Source organism: Polynucleobacter sp. IMCC 29146, assembly GCF_021395195.1.
Classification (GTDB): domain Bacteria; phylum Pseudomonadota; class Gammaproteobacteria; order Burkholderiales; family Burkholderiaceae; genus Polynucleobacter.
This window is the reverse complement of sequence record NZ_JAJVCR010000002.1, coordinates 261,681-278,163: the sequence shown is the minus strand read 5'-3', so window position 1 is coordinate 278,163 and position 16,483 is coordinate 261,681. Positions and strand designations below refer to the sequence as shown.

General features: G+C 46.9%; 18 protein-coding genes. 16 read left to right on the top strand and 2 right to left on the bottom strand.

Translation table 11 applies throughout. The features are described from left to right. Nucleotides 1-11: 11 nt before the first annotated feature. Nucleotides 12-788 carry a peroxide stress protein YaaA gene (gene yaaA, locus LZT22_RS03460; RefSeq protein WP_233923654.1) on the top strand — a complete coding sequence of 259 codons (777 nt, stop codon included), beginning with the start codon at nucleotides 12-14 and terminating at the stop codon, nucleotides 786-788. A gap of 11 nt (nucleotides 789-799) precedes the next feature. Beyond that, the gene (locus LZT22_RS03455; protein ID WP_233923653.1) at nucleotides 800-2,011 is read left to right on the top strand and encodes a DUF2863 family protein; all 1,212 of its coding nucleotides are present in this window, start codon (nucleotides 800-802) and stop codon (nucleotides 2,009-2,011) included. Nucleotides 2,012-2,013: 2 nt separating this feature from the next. Here the strand turns inward: LZT22_RS03455 and LZT22_RS03450 are convergent, their stop codons facing one another. Both LZT22_RS03450 and LZT22_RS03445 read right to left on the bottom strand, forming a co-directional pair. Beyond that, nucleotides 2,014-2,397 carry a hypothetical protein gene (locus tag LZT22_RS03450; RefSeq protein WP_233923652.1) on the bottom strand — a complete coding sequence of 128 codons (384 nt, stop codon included), beginning with the start codon at nucleotides 2,395-2,397 and terminating at the stop codon, nucleotides 2,014-2,016. Between the two features lie 14 nt (nucleotides 2,398-2,411). Next, nucleotides 2,412-3,401 (bottom strand): malate dehydrogenase, encoded by a 990-nt coding sequence (locus LZT22_RS03445; RefSeq protein WP_233923651.1) that lies wholly within the window; start codon nucleotides 3,399-3,401, stop codon nucleotides 2,412-2,414. Between the two features lie 156 nt (nucleotides 3,402-3,557). Here LZT22_RS03445 and LZT22_RS03440 point away from each other — a divergent pair, with 156 nt between their 5' ends. The 14 genes from LZT22_RS03440 (at nucleotide 3,558) to truA (ending at nucleotide 16,482) form a co-directional block, all read left to right on the top strand. After that, a complete protein-coding gene (locus tag LZT22_RS03440; RefSeq protein WP_233923650.1) occupies nucleotides 3,558-4,295 on the top strand; it encodes a GntR family transcriptional regulator in 738 nt (245 codons plus the stop codon). A gap of 102 nt (nucleotides 4,296-4,397) precedes the next feature. Beyond that, a complete protein-coding gene (sdhC, locus tag LZT22_RS03435; protein ID WP_233923649.1) occupies nucleotides 4,398-4,823 on the top strand; it encodes a succinate dehydrogenase, cytochrome b556 subunit in 426 nt (141 codons plus the stop codon). Between the two features lie 13 nt (nucleotides 4,824-4,836). Next, nucleotides 4,837-5,202 (top strand): succinate dehydrogenase, hydrophobic membrane anchor protein, encoded by a 366-nt coding sequence (gene sdhD / locus LZT22_RS03430; RefSeq protein ID WP_233923648.1) that lies wholly within the window; start codon nucleotides 4,837-4,839, stop codon nucleotides 5,200-5,202. A 1-nt stretch (nucleotide 5,203) separates the two neighbouring features. Beyond that, entirely contained in the window at nucleotides 5,204-6,982 is a 1,779-nt protein-coding gene (sdhA, locus tag LZT22_RS03425; RefSeq protein WP_233923647.1) for a succinate dehydrogenase flavoprotein subunit, read from the top strand. A 27-nt stretch (nucleotides 6,983-7,009) separates the two neighbouring features. After that, nucleotides 7,010-7,714, top strand: coding sequence for a succinate dehydrogenase iron-sulfur subunit (locus LZT22_RS03420; RefSeq protein ID WP_233923646.1), 705 nt, complete (start codon nucleotides 7,010-7,012; stop codon nucleotides 7,712-7,714). Nucleotides 7,715-7,724: 10 nt separating this feature from the next. Then, nucleotides 7,725-7,994: a succinate dehydrogenase assembly factor 2 gene (locus LZT22_RS03415; protein WP_233923645.1), complete on the top strand. Its 270-nt coding sequence runs from the start codon at nucleotides 7,725-7,727 to the stop codon at nucleotides 7,992-7,994. A gap of 51 nt (nucleotides 7,995-8,045) precedes the next feature. After that, nucleotides 8,046-9,359 (top strand): citrate synthase, encoded by a 1,314-nt coding sequence (gene gltA / locus LZT22_RS03410; RefSeq protein ID WP_233923644.1) that lies wholly within the window; start codon nucleotides 8,046-8,048, stop codon nucleotides 9,357-9,359. 19 nt (nucleotides 9,360-9,378) lie between these two features. Next, complete coding sequence (leuC, locus tag LZT22_RS03405) at nucleotides 9,379-10,788, top strand: 3-isopropylmalate dehydratase large subunit (protein ID WP_233923643.1); 1,410 nt, start codon at nucleotides 9,379-9,381, stop codon at nucleotides 10,786-10,788. 39 nt (nucleotides 10,789-10,827) lie between these two features. Beyond that, nucleotides 10,828-11,091, top strand: a complete 264-nt coding sequence (locus LZT22_RS03400; protein ID WP_233923642.1) for a hypothetical protein — start codon at nucleotides 10,828-10,830, stop codon at nucleotides 11,089-11,091. Between the two features lie 31 nt (nucleotides 11,092-11,122). Next, nucleotides 11,123-11,770 (top strand): 3-isopropylmalate dehydratase small subunit, encoded by a 648-nt coding sequence (gene leuD, locus LZT22_RS03395; RefSeq protein ID WP_233923641.1) that lies wholly within the window; start codon nucleotides 11,123-11,125, stop codon nucleotides 11,768-11,770. 18 nt (nucleotides 11,771-11,788) lie between these two features. Next, nucleotides 11,789-12,859, top strand: a complete 1,071-nt coding sequence (gene leuB, locus LZT22_RS03390) for a 3-isopropylmalate dehydrogenase (RefSeq protein ID WP_233923640.1) — start codon at nucleotides 11,789-11,791, stop codon at nucleotides 12,857-12,859. 32 nt (nucleotides 12,860-12,891) lie between these two features. Continuing rightward, complete coding sequence (asd, locus tag LZT22_RS03385) at nucleotides 12,892-14,076, top strand: aspartate-semialdehyde dehydrogenase (RefSeq protein WP_233923639.1); 1,185 nt, start codon at nucleotides 12,892-12,894, stop codon at nucleotides 14,074-14,076. Then, nucleotides 14,063-15,577 carry a FimV family protein gene (locus LZT22_RS03380; protein ID WP_233923638.1) on the top strand — a complete coding sequence of 505 codons (1,515 nt, stop codon included), beginning with the start codon at nucleotides 14,063-14,065 and terminating at the stop codon, nucleotides 15,575-15,577. Before asd ends, LZT22_RS03380 begins: the two co-directional genes overlap by 14 nt. Before the next feature lie 23 nt (nucleotides 15,578-15,600). Continuing rightward, on the top strand, nucleotides 15,601-16,482 hold the full coding sequence (gene truA, locus LZT22_RS03375; protein ID WP_233923637.1) for a tRNA pseudouridine(38-40) synthase TruA: 882 nt from the start codon (nucleotides 15,601-15,603) through the stop codon (nucleotides 16,480-16,482). The last annotated feature ends 1 nt before the right edge of the window (nucleotide 16,483 follow it).

Here is a 16,483-nt window from a genome sequence, read left to right as displayed (position 1 = left end):
CAAATTGTGCCATGCTGATCGTTCTTTCCCCTGCAAAATCGTTAGATTACCAAACCCCAGTGAAGCTGAAAAAGCACACTCTCCCTGAATTCGTGCCCGAAGCCGCTGAATTGATTGCCAGCTTAAAAACACTCTCGCCCCCACAATTAGCTAAGCTAATGGGTCTATCTGATCCATTAGCAGCCTTAAATGTCGGCCGTTTTCGCGATTGGTCGAGTAAATTTACCGCGGCAAATAGCAAGCAAGCCCTTTTTGCCTTTAATGGCGACGTGTATGACGGTTTGGATGCCAGCACCTTAAATACCAAGGCCTTAGATTTTGCGCAAGACCATGTGCGAATTCTTTCGGGGCTGTATGGGGTGCTAAAACCCTTTGATTTAATGCAGCCTTATCGCTTAGAAATGGGCACTGCCTTCAAAAATGGGCGGGGGAAAAATCTGTATGAGTTTTGGGGTGAGCGGATTACCAAAGCACTAAAAAAAATCCTTGCGAGCCAAAAAAATCCTTTTTTACTAAACTTGGCTTCCGAGGAGTACTTTAAGGTGTTACAAGCTGCAGACTTCGATTGCCCCATTGTCTCCCCAGTTTTTAAAGATGCGAAAGCAGGGCAATACAAAATTATTTCGTTTTATGCAAAACGGGCGCGTGGCCTAATGACGCGTTTTGTGGTTGAAAATCGGCTTACCGACGCTGCTGATTTAAGGGAATTTAATTTAGCTGGTTACCGCTACAATGCAGCAGCATCAAAGCCATTACAACCGGTTTTTTATCGCGCAGAAAAAAATTAAGGCTTTTCATTATGGCTGTCTACCGTTCAAAAACCTCACAACGTTCTTCGCCCGAAGCCGATCGCTTAGTGGCCGATGCGATTTCCCTCGCGGCATCGGGCAGTCGAATTGAGGATGAGTTTTGGGAACTTCGCTTACTTGAGCGTTTAGCGCGCCTGCTAAAAAGCCAAAATCAAAACGTGATTGACGCAGCATTAGATCAAACTTTTAAAATTAATACAGTCGCTTTTGAAGTTTTGGCGGATAACGCAGAAACTTTAGCCGAATCGCTGACGCTTGAATACGAAGGGCAAAGTTGGGATGCACTCTTAATTGCCATGCCCATTGTGGCGCATACGCGGTATCAAATTCCGTCGGGCGCTTTGCCTGTGCAAGTGATTGAAGCAACTGCTTTAGCACTACAACGTTCGATTGCCGCCACCGATACGCGTCTAGCAATTGTGCCTTGGTTATATAGCATCGATCAAATGCCCCATTCGCATTGCCAAACCCGGATTTTGCTTGATGCTTTATCGACGGCAGCAGTTTCTGCTAGCGAGATGAAATTAGAGATGCGCGGTATGTCTGAAACAATTGCAGTATTAGCAGATCCGCGTTTTATTATTGCGGTTATTGCCGCTCCCAGTTCGCAACCGTTATTTCGTTGGCAGGCTGAAACCCCGTCCAGACAAGAGCGTGGCGTGAGTTTAGTCGAGTGGCAAGCGGCTATGCATGAACCAATTGCAAGTTTGTTTCCTGGCTGTGAATTTAATTTACTATTGCCTGAAGCATATTTCACTAATTGCCGCTTAGCGGATAAACAAGTGCGTCCCCTGAGTATTCGGGCAGCGGTTAACTTTCTAGAATCTGCGCTGAGCATCATTCCGGCGGGCTTATCATGTGTAGTTGGTGCTTTTGGCGAAGAGCAGGCCGATGAATATCGTTTAGCCTTTAGCATGAAGGGTTCGGGCGATGTTGTCTATGGCGTAATTTGGCCCCTTTACGATCGCGAACATGTTGCTAACGACGCGTTAAATGATGTTTCAAACGATGAAAGCCCCATTAAAGAAATTTGTGACGCGCTACGGGATGCTGGAATTGAAGACGTTTTTCGACACGCCGTTTTGTTTGCGCCCGAATTGTGTGACGACTGTGGGGCGCCCCTGTTCCCAGATCGTCAAGGTGAAGTGGTGCATGCGGAAATGCCAGAAGACACGCCTACCCAACAACCTTTATTTCATTAGTCTTATTCGACTTTAGTAAACAGGTGAGGGTCTTTGCCGCCTTTCATGTCAGCAGTTTGGCAAAAATCAGCTAAGCGTACGCCACTCTTAATATTAAAGAGCATGGCTTTATTGCCCAACACCACGAGGTCTAGACCCGTGTCCATATTTTTATAGCGCAAACTGCCGGGTAAGGACGTTTCTTTGTTCATCACAAAGTTTTTCGAGTTCCATTCTAAAGTGAGATTTTCAGCTGTGCCGGAGGTTTTGAGTTCCATGCCATTACTGCAGGTCCAAGAGAAGGGCGAAGAATTGCGCAGACTTTGTGCTTGACTCGTTAATGCAACTAAGCAAGCAGTACTTGCCAGCGCGATTTTGAGAGGTAGTACCAGTGCGATTTTTTTCATGTTGTGTTCCTTAATTAAGTAAGTAAGTGCTTTACGCCTGCTTGTTCTTCAAGTAATTCATTCAAGGTGTGAGTCATGCGTTCACGTGAAAACTCATCAATGGCTAAACCTTCAACCAATTGATATTCCCCATTTGCACAAATAACGGGGAAACCATAAATCATTTCAGCTGGAATACCATAGTCGCCTTTTGAGGCAATACCCATTGTGGTCCATTTGCCATTAGTACCAAGCACCCAATCATGCATATGATCAATAGCTGCATTTGCAGCCGAGGCCGCAGAAGATAGGCCGCGAGCTTCAATGATGGCGCCGCCGCGTTTCGCAACTGTAGGAATAAAAACATCCTTATTCCAAGCTGGATCATGAATCAGTTTTTCTACCGATTCGCCGTTAATCGTGGCAAAGCGATAGTCTGGATACATCGTCGGACTGTGGTTTCCCCAGACAATTAATTTTTCAATTTCAGCGACTGGTTTGCCCATTTTCGCCGCCAATTGAGAAAGCGCGCGATTGTGATCAAGGCGCAACATCGCAGTAAAGTTTTTAGCGGGTAAGCCTGGCGCTGATTTCATCGCAATATAGGCGTTGGTATTAGCGGGATTACCCACTACCAAGACCTTGACTGTGCGTTTGGCAACAGCGTCGAGCGCCTTACCTTGTGCAGTAAAAATTTGGGCGTTAGCCGAGAGTAAATCTTTGCGTTCCATGCCAGGGCCACGTGGACGAGCTCCGACCAGCATCGCAATATCAACATCTTTAAATGCCGTCAGGGGGTCGCTGTGAGCGCTCATACCCACGAGGAGGGGGAAGGCGCAATCATCGAGCTCCATCATCACGCCTGCTAGTGCCTTTTGCGCTTTTTCATCAGGAATTTCAAGCAGTTGCAAAATCACCGGTTGATCTTTGCCTAATAAATCGCCATTGGCAATACGAAACAGCAGGGAATAGCCAATTTGGCCGGCTGCGCCGGTAACTGCGACGCGCATGGGTGCTTTTGCCATTACTAAAACTCCAGATGAAGGTTAAAAATTACTTCTATTATCCCTTTAAGTTTAGGGATTCCCCTATTACACTGTCAACCATGTCTTCTATAAGACCTCAAAACCACTTATTTTTTGCCTTTGCCAGGGCCAAAATAGCTTTTTATTGGAGTCATCTTGAGTGCCAATTTAACTGCTTTAGCCACCTTTAGCCCGCTTTATCAACAGATTAAAGCCATGTTGCTCGCTAGTTTGCAAGCGGGGGAATGGCAGCCTGGGGAGGTCATTCCTAGCGAATTTGAATTAGCAGCCCGCTATGAAGTTAGCCAAGGTACCGTACGCAAGGCGATTGATGAGTTAACTGCCCAAAACTTATTGATTCGTAAGCAAGGCAAAGGCACGTTTGTTGCCACCCACCATGAAGAGCGCCAGCAGTTTCGATTTCTGCGCTTAGCGCCCGATGGCGGCCAAGCAATGGTTTTAAAAAATCACTTTCTCAGTTGCAAAAAAATGAAAGCCCCCGCTTTTATTACGCAGGTTTTGAAAATTAAAGCAGGGGAGAGTCTAATTGAAATTGAGCGCGTGCAAACCTTTGCGGGTAAGGCGATTGTCTTTGAGCAAATTTGGTTGCCCAGCTTGCGTTTTAAGACGCTGAATTTAGCTACCTTACAAGCTTGGGCGGGCCCCCTGTATGCTCTCTATGAATCGACCTTTGCCACACATATGGTACGGGCAGAGGAGAAAATTAAGGCCGTTGCTAGTGACGCGATGAGCGCAGAGCGCTTAAATTTGCAATTGGGGGCGCCGATTTTATTGGTGGAGCGGGTTTCTTATTCCTATGGCAATAAGCCTGTAGAAATGCGCCTCGCCCGTTATGAAACGAGTACGCAACACTATGAAAATACCTTAAGTTAGGCCTAATGATGGAAAATCCCCCCATGCTTTCCTGCTTTCTACTAAAATATGTTGCAATACAACATATTTAATCGATTATTCCTTTTTATACCGAGATAAAACATGGCTGACGCCCAGCAGGACTTGAACCCTTCGCGACCCAAGCCGGTCTACCGCAATATTGGCTTGGCGCAGTTAATTCATTACCGCTTACCTTGGGCAGGGAAGGTTTCTATTTTGCACCGCATTAGTGGTGCGGCTTTATTTCTTTGTTTGCCATTCTTGTTGTATTTACTTGATCAGAGCCTCGCCTCAGAACTCAGTTATAAAAAATTCCAAGCCATTGTTGCTAACCCTCTAGCGAAATTAGTGCTCTTGGGATTGATTTGGAGTTTTCTGCATCATTTTTTTGCCGGCATTCGTTATCTGCTTCTAGATCGTGAAATTGGTATCGACAAAGTTCCAGCTAATCGTTCGGCAATTGGAGTTTTGATAATTAGTCTCTCGCTGACGCTGATTTTGGGCGCAAAATTATTTGGTTTGTTTTAAGGTAAGGAACAGGATGTCAATTTATAACGTTGGTCCGCGTCGTCTCGTTGTTGGCGCGCATTATGGCTTAAAAGAATGGTTGATTCAGCGCGTGACTGCGGTGGTGATGGTGGTCTTCACCTTGATTTTATTGGGCGACTATGTGCTCAATGGGGGCGCAAATTACACCGCTTGGGCTAGCTTGTTCAGCAATCAATTCATGAAGCTGCTGACCTTACTGGCTTTTCTCAGTCTTTTTTATCATGCTTGGGTTGGTATGCGTGATATTTGGATGGATTACATCAAGCCGGTGGGAACGCGCTTAACTTTACAAGCCCTAACAGCTCTGTGGTTGATAGCTTGCACTGCTTACGCTATTCAAATTTTGTGGAAAGTGTGAGATGACAGAGATTCAAAAAGCATTACCGCGACGTCGTTTTGACGCAGTGATTGTTGGCGCAGGCGGTTCTGGCATGCGCGCCTCACTGCAACTCGCTGAGGCCGGGCTAGATGTGGCGGTGCTAAGTAAAGTATTTCCAACCCGTTCACACACCGTTGCTGCACAGGGTGGAATTGGCGCTGCCTTAGGTAATATGAGTGAAGACAATTGGCACTATCACTTTTACGATACGGTGAAGGGCTCCGATTGGTTGGGTGATCAAGACGTGATTGAATTTATGTGCCGCGAAGCGCCCAAGGTTGTGTATGAGCTTGAACACTTTGGGATGCCCTTTGATCGCAATCCCGATGGCACCATTTATCAGCGCCCCTTTGGCGGACACACGGCGAATTATGGTGAAAAGCCAGTACAGCGTGCTTGCGCCGCAGCTGACCGAACTGGGCATGCAATGTTACATACCTTGTACCAACGCAATGTGATGGCTAAAACCCATTTTTATGTGGAGTGGCTAGCGCTCGATTTAATTCGTGATGCAGCTGGCGATGTCGTCGGCGTTACTGCGCTAGAAATGGAAACAGGCGAGCTGTATATTCTTGAAGCCAAAATTGTGATTTTGGCAACGGGTGGGGCGGGGCGCATTTGGTCTGCTTCAACCAATGCCTATATTAATACTGGCGATGGCATGGGCATGGCAGCACGCGCTGGTATTCCTTTAGAAGATATGGAATTTTGGCAGTTTCACCCCACTGGAGTAGCCGGAGCTGGTGTATTACTAACTGAAGGCTGTCGTGGCGAAGGTGGCGTATTGCGCAACAAAGATGGCGAACGGTTTATGGAGCGTTACGCCCCCACTTTAAAAGATTTAGCGCCCCGCGATTTTGTCTCGCGCTCGATGGATCAAGAAATTAAGGAGGGTCGGGGTTGTGGCCCGAATGGCGATTATGTCGTGCTCGACTTAACCCATATTGGCGCTGAAACCATTATGAAACGCTTACCCTCGGTCTATGAAATTGGTATGAACTTTGCCAATATTGATGTGACTAAAGAGCCGATTCCAGTGGTGCCGACGATTCACTATCAAATGGGTGGTATCCCCACTAATATTCATGGTCAAGTTGTCGTACCCAAAGACGGTAATCCCAATCATATTGTGCAGGGCCTCTATGCCATTGGAGAGTGCTCATGTGTTTCAGTACATGGTGCCAATCGTTTAGGTACCAATTCTTTACTTGATTTATTGGTCTTTGGGCGCGCTGCGGGTAATCATATAGTTGCAGCCAATTTAAAAGACCGTGAGCATAAGGCCTTACCAGTAGATGCAGGCAGCAAGAGTGTGGCGCGCATAGCTAAGTTAGATGCTTCTACTAGCGGTGAGTATGCGCAAGATGTAGCCAACGAGATTCGCAAAACTATGCAAACCTATGCGGGGGTATTTCGCAATCAAACATTAATGGATGAGGGCGTACGCCAAATGGCGCTGTTGACCGAGCGGGCGAATCATTTATGGGTTAAAGATAAGTCACAAATTTTTAATACTGCGCGAATTGAGGCTTTAGAAATCGCCAATCTCATTGAAACGGCCAATGCCACCATGATTTCTGCAGCGGCACGCACAGAAAGCCGCGGCGCCCACTCACATGATGACCATCCAAAACGAGATGATGTGCATTGGCTAAAGCATTCATTGTGGTTTAGTGCGGGTAATCGTATGGATTACAAACCAGTGCAACTACAGCCGCTAACCATTGAATCTGTACCCCCAAAAGAACGCACCTTTTAATGCCTATTTGTAGACGAAAGAATTGAAATGAGTGATACCCGTATTTTTGAAATCTATCGTTACGATCCCGAGACCCATGACGCGCCTCGCATGCAGCGTTATGAAATTGAATTAAGCGATGAGCGCATGTTGTTAGATGCTTTAATTACTTTAAAGAAGATGGACGAAACCATTTCTTTTCGGCGCTCGTGTCGCGAAGGTGTTTGCGGTTCAGATGCCATGAATATCAATGGTAAAAATGGTTTGGCCTGCTTGACGAATATGCGTAGCTTGCCCAAAACCATTGTGTTGCGTCCGCTGCCTGGGTTACCGGTCGTACGCGATTTAATTGTTGATATGACCTTGTTCTTTAAGCAGTACTTATCGATTAAACCGTACTTAATTAACGAGACCCCACCGCCCGAAAAAGAGCGCTTACAAAGCCCCGCTGAACGTGAAGAGCTAGATGGCTTATACGAGTGCATTTTGTGCGCTTCTTGTTCTACTGCTTGCCCGTCATTTTGGTGGAATCCCGATAAATTTGTTGGACCTGCGGGCTTGTTACAGGCCTACCGCTTTATTGCCGATAGTCGTGATGAGGCTACCGCACTTCGACTTGATAATCTCGAAGATCCTTATCGTTTATTCCGTTGTCATACGATTATGAATTGTGTAGATGTTTGTCCTAAGCACCTGAACCCGACAAAGGCCATTGGCAAAATTAAGGAGTTGATGGTTCGTAGGGCGGTATGAAGCTAGCAAAATGAGCTTAACTTCGGCCGAACGCTATCGTTTGCATGCGGCAGCGCGACGGGGATTATTGGAAAACGATTTAATTTTGGAGCGTTTTTTTAAGCGCTACGGGGCAGTTTTGGATCAAGAGCAAGCTGTGGCTTTGAGTCAATTATTGGCTTTAGACGACAATGATTTACTTGAGCTGTTATTAAGTCGTAGCAATACCGTCGCAGCCCTGGGAAATGCGCTGGAATCGCCGGTCTTGCAGAAATTATTGTTGATGTTGCGGGAAAAATAAGTAGCACAATTGCACTACCGATTGTTAATTTGGAACCCTTGAGGATGAATCATGATTGAATCCGACATTAAAGCGAAGCTTTCTTTTTCTGATGGCACACCCGATATCGACTTACCTATTTATAAAGGTACGGTAGGGCCTGAGGTGATTGACATCCGCAAACTCTATGGGCAGACGGGTAAATTTACTTATGATCCTGGTTTTCTTTCAACCGCTTCGTGCAGTTCGAAAATTACGTTTATTGATGGCGACAAAGGCGAATTGCTCTATCGTGGGTATCCAATTCAAGATTTGGCTGGTAAATGCGATTTCTTAGAAATTTGTTATTTACTGCTCAAGGGTAAATTACCCAATCAAACTGAAAAGAGCGGCTTTGAAGAATTGGTTATGCATCACACTATGGTGCATGAGCAAATGCAATTTTTCTTGCGCGGTTTTCGTCGTGATGCTCATCCCATGGCGGTCTTAACTGGGCTAGTTGGGGCAATGGCCGCTTTCTATCATGATCAAATCGACTACTCCGAACCCATGGCGCGTCATATTGCTCAAATTCGCTTAATTGCTAAAATGCCTACCTTGGTAGCAATGTCTTATAAGTATTCAATTGGGCAGCCTTTTATTTATCCCGATAATTCTCTTTCATACACCGCTAATTTTATGCGCATGATGTTTGCTACACCGTGCGAGCCTTATAAAATTAACCCGGTCTTAGTTAAGGCCTTAGATCGAATTTTTATTCTGCATGCCGATCACGAGCAAAACGCTTCGACTTCAACTGTGCGTTTATGCGGATCTTCTGGTACCAATCCATTTGCGGCTATTTCCGCCGGTATTGCTTGCTTATGGGGTCCAGCGCATGGCGGGGCAAATGAAGCTTGCTTAGATATGCTCACCAATATTCAAAATAATGGTGGTGTGGAAAAAATTGGTGAGTTTATTGCCCAAGTCAAAGATAAAAATTCAGGCGTACGTTTAATGGGCTTTGGTCATCGGGTCTATAAGAACTTTGATCCGCGCGCAAAATTGATGCGTGAAACTTGTTATGAAGTCTTGAATGAACTTGGTTTAGAGAATGATCCCCTCTTTAAATTAGCTATGACCCTTGAGAAGATCGCTCTGGAGGACGAGTATTTTGTTGGCCGTAAACTCTATCCTAACGTCGATTTTTATTCGGGTATTGTGCAGCGCGCCTTAGGCATTCCTACTGATATGTTCACTTGTGTATTTGCCTTAGCGCGTACGGTAGGCTGGATTGCCCAATGGGAAGAGATGATTACTGATGCAGAATATAAAATTGGTCGACCACGGCAATTATTTATTGGTGAAACCGAAAGAATAGTGCCAGCAGTTGCTGAGCGAAAATAAGTCTCTTTAAGGAATTTGCATGGCCCGCACCTTGTATGACAAATTATGGGATGACCATGTCGTCTATTCTGAAGATGATGGCACAGCCACGCTTTATATTGATCGACAGTTATTGCATGAAGTGACTAGCCCTCAGGCCTTTGAAGGGCTGGCTTTAGCGCAGCGCCCAGTTTGGCGTATTTCAGCCAACTTAGCGGTTTCCGATCACAATGTGCCAACTACCGATCGGGCTTTAGGTATTGCCGACCCGATTTCTAAATTGCAAGTCGACACGCTCGATCAAAATTGTGATCGTTTAGGTATTACCCAATTTAAGATGAATGATTTGCGTCAAGGCATTGTGCATGTCATCGGCCCTGAGCAGGGTGCAACGCTGCCGGGTATGACGGTGGTCTGTGGTGATTCACACACTAGTACCCACGGCGCGTTTGGGGCCCTCGCATTTGGTATTGGTACTTCAGAAGTTGAGCATGTTTTAGCTACCCAAACCTTGCTGATGAAAAAAAGTAAGAATATGTTGGTGCGCGTAGAGGGTCGTTTGCCTCCCGGTAGTACTGCTAAAGATATTGTCTTGGCTGTGATAGGGCGTATTGGCACCGCTGGCGGCACAGGTTATACGCTTGAATTTGCTGGTGAAGCAATTCGTAATTTATCGATGGAAGGGCGCATGACTGTTTGTAATATGGCCATTGAAGCTGGTGCTCGTGCAGGTTTAATTGCAGTTGATGAAACGACGATTGATTACATTCAGGGGCGCCCTTATAGCCCTAAGGGCGAAGTGTTGCGCCATGCTTTGCAATATTGGAGAAGTTTGCATTCGGATGCAGATGCGGTATTTGATCAAGTGATTGAATTACGCGCAGAAGAAATTCAACCGCAAGTAACTTGGGGCACCTCGCCAGAGATGGTCTTGGCCATTGGTGAGCGTATTCCCGATCCAGAAAAAGAACGTGACCCGAATAAGCGCTTAGCGATGGAGCGTGCTTTAGAGTACATGGGGCTCATTCCCAGCATGCCGCTGACGAGTATTCAGCTCGATAAGGTATTTATTGGTTCATGCACTAATAGCCGCATTGAAGATTTACGTGCAGCAGCCAAAGTGGTCGATCGTTTAGGCAAGAAAGTTGCCGCAAATATTAAGGTCGCCATGGTTGTGCCTGGATCGGGCTTAGTCAAAGCGCAAGCCGAACGCGAAGGTTTAGATCGGGTTTTTAAAGCTGCTGGCTTTGAATGGCGCGAGCCTGGATGTTCAATGTGTCTAGCGATGAACGCCGATCGTTTAGAACCGGGCGAGCGGTGCGCCTCCACTTCCAACCGCAATTTTGAAGGTCGTCAAGGTGCTGGTGGGAGAACCCATTTAGTTAGCCCAGCGATGGCGGCTGCTGCTGCAATTGAAGGTCATTTTGTCGACGTTTGTAAAATTGCGTAAGCAAATTCATTCGAAAAAACATCATAAAGGGGTGAAGAGATGAAATTAATTAATCACCGTGCTCAAACAGCGCGCCTTATAGTCTTAGCGCAAGGCATTGTTCCCGCTACGCTCATGGTGCTGATGAGCGTAGGCTGCACAAATACGGTTACCGGCATGGGTAAAGATATTCAAAAAATGGGCCAATCGATGAATAGTCAAAGCAGTACCTCTGGAACGGCGGCTAAAGCCAACCCGAGCGACTCGTTAAGTCAGGGCAAAGATGTTGTGGTAACCCCCGTAGTAGTTACACCAACAAAATAAAGCAAAACACTAGCGTAATGGAAATAGCGTAATGGAGAAATTTACGGTTTTTACAGGTTTGGTTGCGCCGCTGGATCGCGAGAATGTCGATACTGATGCGATTATTCCGAAGCAATTTTTAAAGTCGATTAAAAAAACTGGCTTTGGACAAAACCTATTTGATGAATGGCGCTATAAAGATCATGGTGAGCCAGGCCAAGATTGCAGCATTCGCCCGCTCAATCCCGATTTTGTTTTAAATCAAGCGCGCTACAAAGGCGCCGGTATTTTGTTGGCGCGTAAAAATTTTGGTTGCGGTAGCTCGCGGGAGCATGCGCCCTGGGCCTTAGCGCAATATGGCTTTAGGGTAGTGATAGCCCCCAGTTTTGCAGATATTTTCTTTAATAATTGTTATAAAAATGGCCTATTGCCCGTTGTTTTAAGTGAGTCGCAAATTGACCATCTTTTTCACGAAACTTTAGCCTTTCCGGGTTACGAGTTAACTGTCAATTTAGAACAACAAGAAGTGAATGCGGGCGATAATCACGTCTATGCATTCGACATTACGCCATTTCGAAAATATTGTTTAACGAATGGGTTTGATGATATTGGCTTAACTTTGCAGAGTGCCGATAAAATCAAGACCTACGAAGCTGAGCGCTTGTTGCGGATGCCTTGGTTAAATACTCAATTGCCCTAAGGGCACACAAAGGTTTTTATGAAAATTGCGGTTCTCCCTGGTGATGGTATTGGGCCAGAAATTATTGCCGCAGCGGTCTCGGTGCTGGAGGCCTTAGGGCCATCATTCGATTTAGAGTTTGCACCTGTTGGGGGAGCGGCTTATGATCTGGCGGGACATCCTTTGCCGCCCGCAACCTTAGCTTTAGCTCAGTCTGCCGCGGCGATTTTATTTGGCGCTGTAGGCGACTGGAAATACGATACATTGGCCCGAGAATTACGCCCTGAACAAGCCATTCTAGGTTTACGTAAACACCTTGGTTTATTTGCTAATTTTCGGCCAGCGATTTGTTATCCCGAATTAACCGCGGCCTCGAGTTTGAAGGCCGAAATTATTGGTGGGCTCGACATCTTAATTGTGCGTGAACTCAATGGCGATATTTACTTTGGCGCGCCACGGGGAATTCGGGAATCAAGCAACCCGCTGTTTTTAGGTGCCCGCGAAGGTTTTGACACTATGCACTATAGCGAGCCAGAAGTTGAACGTATTGGTCGGGTTGCATTTGAGGCTGCTCGTAAGCGGCATAAAAAAGTATGTAGCGTAGATAAAGCGAATGTTTTAGAAACCTCCCAACTCTGGCGCGATGTAATGACCCGCCTGAGCCAAGACTATAGCGACGTGGAATTAAGCCATATGTATGTCGATAATGCGGCGATGCAATTAGTTAAAGCCCCCAAGGCATTTGATGTAGTGGTAACGGGAAATTTATTTGGCGATATATTATCTGATGAAGCGGCCATGTTAACGGGCTCAATTGGGATGTTGCCATCGGCATCATTGGATAAAAATAATAAAGGTTTATACGAGCCCAGCCACGGCTCAGCACCCGATATTGCGGGGCAGAATATTGCCAACCCCTTGGCCACCATACTTTCAGCAGCGATGATGTTGCGCTATTCCTTAGGTCTGCCCGCTGAGGCCGAGCGGATTGAGCGGGCGGTACAAAAGGTATTGAGTCAAGGTTATCGCACCGTCGATATTTATACGCCCGGTACTCAGCAGCTGGGAACGCGTGAAATGGGCGAGGCAGTGGTGAAGGCTTTATCCTAGAGGTACTATTTCAATTTTTTATTAAGTAATACATGGTTAATTCTTCAGTTGAACGGCAATCCAGTAATCCACCTTTAGTAGGCTTGGTGGGTTGGCGCGGCATGGTTGGTAGCGTGCTCCTAGAGCGCATGTTGGCTGAGCATGATTTCGATTTAATTGAACCCATTTTTTTTAGCACTAGTAATGCTGGGGCTGAAGTCCCTTTATTCGGCGGACAAAAAGTCGCTAAAAAAATGAGCACGTTACAAGACGCGAATGATTTGCAAGCCCTTGGGCGTTGCGACATTATTTTGACTTGTCAGGGCGGCGATTACACCAAGGCCATTTTTCCGCAACTGCGCGCTAGTGGCTGGAATGGCCATTGGATTGACGCTGCCAGTGCTTTACGGATGCAGGATGATGTAGTTTTGGTGTTAGATCCGGTGAATCGCTCGGTAATTGATGCTGCCTTGGCTGCCGGAAATCGGAATTGGATTGGCGCGAACTGTACGGTTAGTTTAATGATGATGGCCATTGGGGGTTTATTAAAGGCAAATTTAGTTGAGTGGGTGAGCGCCATGACTTATCAGGCTGCCTCGGGTGCAGGCGCACAAAATATGCGTGAGCTTTTGCTACAAATGGGTGCTGTGCACGCTGCAGTACAAAGCGATTTAGCCAATCCAGCCACTGGAATTTTAGAGATTGACCGAAAGGTCAGCGCGCAGTTACGCTCGGCAGATTTCCCCACCACGAATTTTCGCAACACAGCTTTAGCTGGTAGTGTGATTCCATGGATTGATGAGCCAGTTGAGTTTGGGCAGACCCGAGAAGAATGGAAGGGTGGCGCTGAGCTGAATAAGATATTAGGTAAGCCGCCATTTCGGGCGCCCGGCAGTATTGCGGTAGACGGTATCTGTGTGCGAGTTGGGGCGATGCGTTGTCACTCGCAGGGCTTAACCGTGAAACTAAAGCGCGATATTCCGCTGACAGAAATTGAAGCGCTCTTGGCTGCCGATAGTAGCTGGGTAAAAGTTATTCCTAATGAACGCGTGGCGACCGAGCGCGAGTTATCGCCAGCCGCAATTAGCGGCACTTTAACCGTTGCCATTGGGCGTTTGCATAAGTTAGCAATGGGACCAGAGTTTCTTGGGGCTTTTACCGTGGGCGACCAACTAACTTGGGGTGCAGCAGAGCCCTTACGGCGTATGTTGCGCATTCTGCTCCATGCCGATACTTAATTTGGGCTGCACACCACAGCGGTTCAGTTTTTTCGCTGTATTGATTTGGCTGGTTGCCTTAGCATGGGGGCATTCGGCGATGGCAGTTTCCTTAGGCTCGCCTTTAGTTACTTCGCAGCCGGGCGAACCTTTTCGCGCAGAAATTCCATTATTACTGTCGCCAGATGAGATGTCGCTAGTTGAGCAAATGACAGTAGAGGTGCCAAGCTCAGCGACTTTTGATCGATTTAGTATTTCTAAGCGAGTTTTAGAATTAAAACCCCAAGCCCAAATTCGGCTGGGGAAATCGGCAGCCGGGCAAAATCAATACCAACTACTGATTCAGTCTGACCGCGCGCTAAGCGACCAACAGGACCCTTTTTTAGATTTGCTCGTGCAGTTAACTTGGCCCTCAGGAAACATCAGCAAAGTCTATTCCTTATTAGTGGCTGATGCGCAAAAAGTTGTGGTGCAGCCAGGGCAAACCTTAAGTGAAATTGCACTGCAAATGGCGCCTCAGCTGGGTGGGGCCAGTTTAGATGAGACATTGTTGGCTTTATATAAAGCGAATCCCGATGCCTTTGCGGGCGGCAGTATTCATCGCCTCAATGCTGGCGCTGAACTGTATAAGCCCAGCCAAGCATTGCTGCAATCGATCACTCCGGCTGCAGCCAAAAGCTTTGTGTCTAAAAGCAATGAAACCTGGGTAGAGTTAAAAAAATCGGGCGATAGTAGCCCAACTAAAAATCCAGATTCTAAACTAAATGTAGCTTCTAAATCCCTGAAAGAAAAGGAAATTAATAAAAATGAACCGAAGCAAGAAGCCCTTGACCGTTTAAAAATTGGCCCTGGTATTGGGGTTGGCGCCGAGCAACGGCGTTTTCAAGAAGAGCTGGTGATGCAAGAGCAGGCTTTATCCCAAGCGCGGGTTCGCGCAGCTGAGCTAGAAAAAAATATTGCCGATTTACAGATCTTATTAAATCAGCAGAAGGCAGAGCAGCAGGGGGCTAAACCCCCCCCATCCTTTACTTGGGGGCCGGTGCTATTGGTCGTCAGTTTATTGCTTTTAACGGGGGGTTTGTTTTGGCTTTTAGCGCGTTACACCCGTCAAGCGGAAACGCGTCAAGCGTTTCGAGTTAACGAAACTTCAGGCGGTCCTTTTCAGCCAGATTCACCTCAGCATGCCGCTCAGCGCGCATACCCAGAAAGCGTGGGCTTACCAGAAATGCCCGCACGTGCTAAGGCCCTGTTTGCTGGTCTCAATCTTGATTTGGATACCCCCCCGCAATTTGAACGGGTTGATCCGCAACTGAGCGCTAGCTCCTTACCCCTTGCGTTTGAGACCTTACAGGTGAAATTCAATTTAGCGCGAGCTTACGTCACTATTGAAGATTTTGTAGCCGCACGTACTTGCTTGAATGAGATTATCTGCGCTGAATTGGCTACTGATATTCCAGCTCATGCGACTCTTATTGTTGCTGCACAACATCTCTTGCAAACCTTAAATGAGCGTAGCGTTTAAGGTGAAGTGGTGAGGATAAGCTAATGGTTGCGCCCAGCAAACGTATCGCCCTAGGCTTGCAATATGACGGCAGTTCATTTTCTGGTTGGCAATCACAACCAAATGGTAATACCATTCAAGATCAATTAGAGCAAGCGCTTGAGCGTTTCATTGCCGCCGATCCAACCGCTTTGCCACTGCGGGTGACCGCTGCGGGCCGGACTGATGCGGGTGTACACGCCTTAGGGCAGGTAGTGCATTTTGATACCGCAGTTGAGCGCGACGCTTGGTCATGGGTGCGCGGTTTAAATCGCTACTTACCGCAAACCATTGTGGTGAATTGGGCACAGCCAGTTCCGATTGAATTTGATGCGCGTTTTTCGGCCTACGAGCGTACGTATATTTACGCCTTACACGCAGGACCATGTCGGGCGCCGACCGTAGCAGAGCGGGCAGGCTATTTAATGCTGCCAGCACAACAATGGTTTGATATCGCCGCCATGCGAGCCGCAACTACTTGTTTAATTGGCCAGCATGATTTTTCTGCTTTTCGGGCGGCAGAGTGCCAAAGCAACACTCCCGTTAAACACCTCTACGAAATTACTTTACTCGACAAGGAGCCTTGGCTATTTTTTAAAATTCGCGCCAATGCTTTTTTGCATCATATGGTTCGTAACCTTGTGGGCAGTTTAATTGCGGTTGGCTTGGGTAAGCAATCAAGTGCTTGGATGGCGACCGTGCTAGCTTCTCAAAATCGGCAGATTGCGGCGCCGACGTTTGCAGCCGATGGTTTATATTTGACCGCAGTAAAGTACCCCAGTGAATTTGCTATTCCCGAGCCTTGGCTCAGGCATTCTTGGTTGCCTTATGGGGCGCTGGAGGCTTTAGGGTTTCCACCTTCAGAAGTCCAAGAGGCTTATCCTTAGC

Bases quoted from the DNA above. Each gene is read 5' to 3' on its own strand.
- yaaA (WP_233923654.1), top strand. From the start codon at position 12: ATGCTGATCGTTCTTTCCCCTGCAAAATCGTTAGATTACCAAACCCCA.
- LZT22_RS03455 (WP_233923653.1), top strand. From the start codon at position 800: ATGGCTGTCTACCGTTCAAAAACCTCACAACGTTCTTCGCCCGAAGCC.
- LZT22_RS03450 (WP_233923652.1), bottom strand. From the start codon at position 2,397: ATGAAAAAAATCGCACTGGTACTACCTCTCAAAATCGCGCTGGCAAGT.
- LZT22_RS03445 (WP_233923651.1), bottom strand. From the start codon at position 3,401: ATGGCAAAAGCACCCATGCGCGTCGCAGTTACCGGCGCAGCCGGCCAA.
- sdhC (WP_233923649.1), top strand. From the start codon at position 4,398: ATGGCTGACGCCCAGCAGGACTTGAACCCTTCGCGACCCAAGCCGGTC.
- sdhD (WP_233923648.1), top strand. From the start codon at position 4,837: ATGTCAATTTATAACGTTGGTCCGCGTCGTCTCGTTGTTGGCGCGCAT.
- sdhA (WP_233923647.1), top strand. From the start codon at position 5,204: ATGACAGAGATTCAAAAAGCATTACCGCGACGTCGTTTTGACGCAGTG.
- LZT22_RS03420 (WP_233923646.1), top strand. From the start codon at position 7,010: ATGAGTGATACCCGTATTTTTGAAATCTATCGTTACGATCCCGAGACC.
- LZT22_RS03415 (WP_233923645.1), top strand. From the start codon at position 7,725: ATGAGCTTAACTTCGGCCGAACGCTATCGTTTGCATGCGGCAGCGCGA.
- gltA (WP_233923644.1), top strand. From the start codon at position 8,046: ATGATTGAATCCGACATTAAAGCGAAGCTTTCTTTTTCTGATGGCACA.
- leuC (WP_233923643.1), top strand. From the start codon at position 9,379: ATGGCCCGCACCTTGTATGACAAATTATGGGATGACCATGTCGTCTAT.
- LZT22_RS03400 (WP_233923642.1), top strand. From the start codon at position 10,828: ATGAAATTAATTAATCACCGTGCTCAAACAGCGCGCCTTATAGTCTTA.
- leuD (WP_233923641.1), top strand. From the start codon at position 11,123: ATGGAGAAATTTACGGTTTTTACAGGTTTGGTTGCGCCGCTGGATCGC.
- leuB (WP_233923640.1), top strand. From the start codon at position 11,789: ATGAAAATTGCGGTTCTCCCTGGTGATGGTATTGGGCCAGAAATTATT.
- asd (WP_233923639.1), top strand. From the start codon at position 12,892: ATGGTTAATTCTTCAGTTGAACGGCAATCCAGTAATCCACCTTTAGTA.
- LZT22_RS03380 (WP_233923638.1), top strand. From the start codon at position 14,063: ATGCCGATACTTAATTTGGGCTGCACACCACAGCGGTTCAGTTTTTTC.
- truA (WP_233923637.1), top strand. From the start codon at position 15,601: ATGGTTGCGCCCAGCAAACGTATCGCCCTAGGCTTGCAATATGACGGC.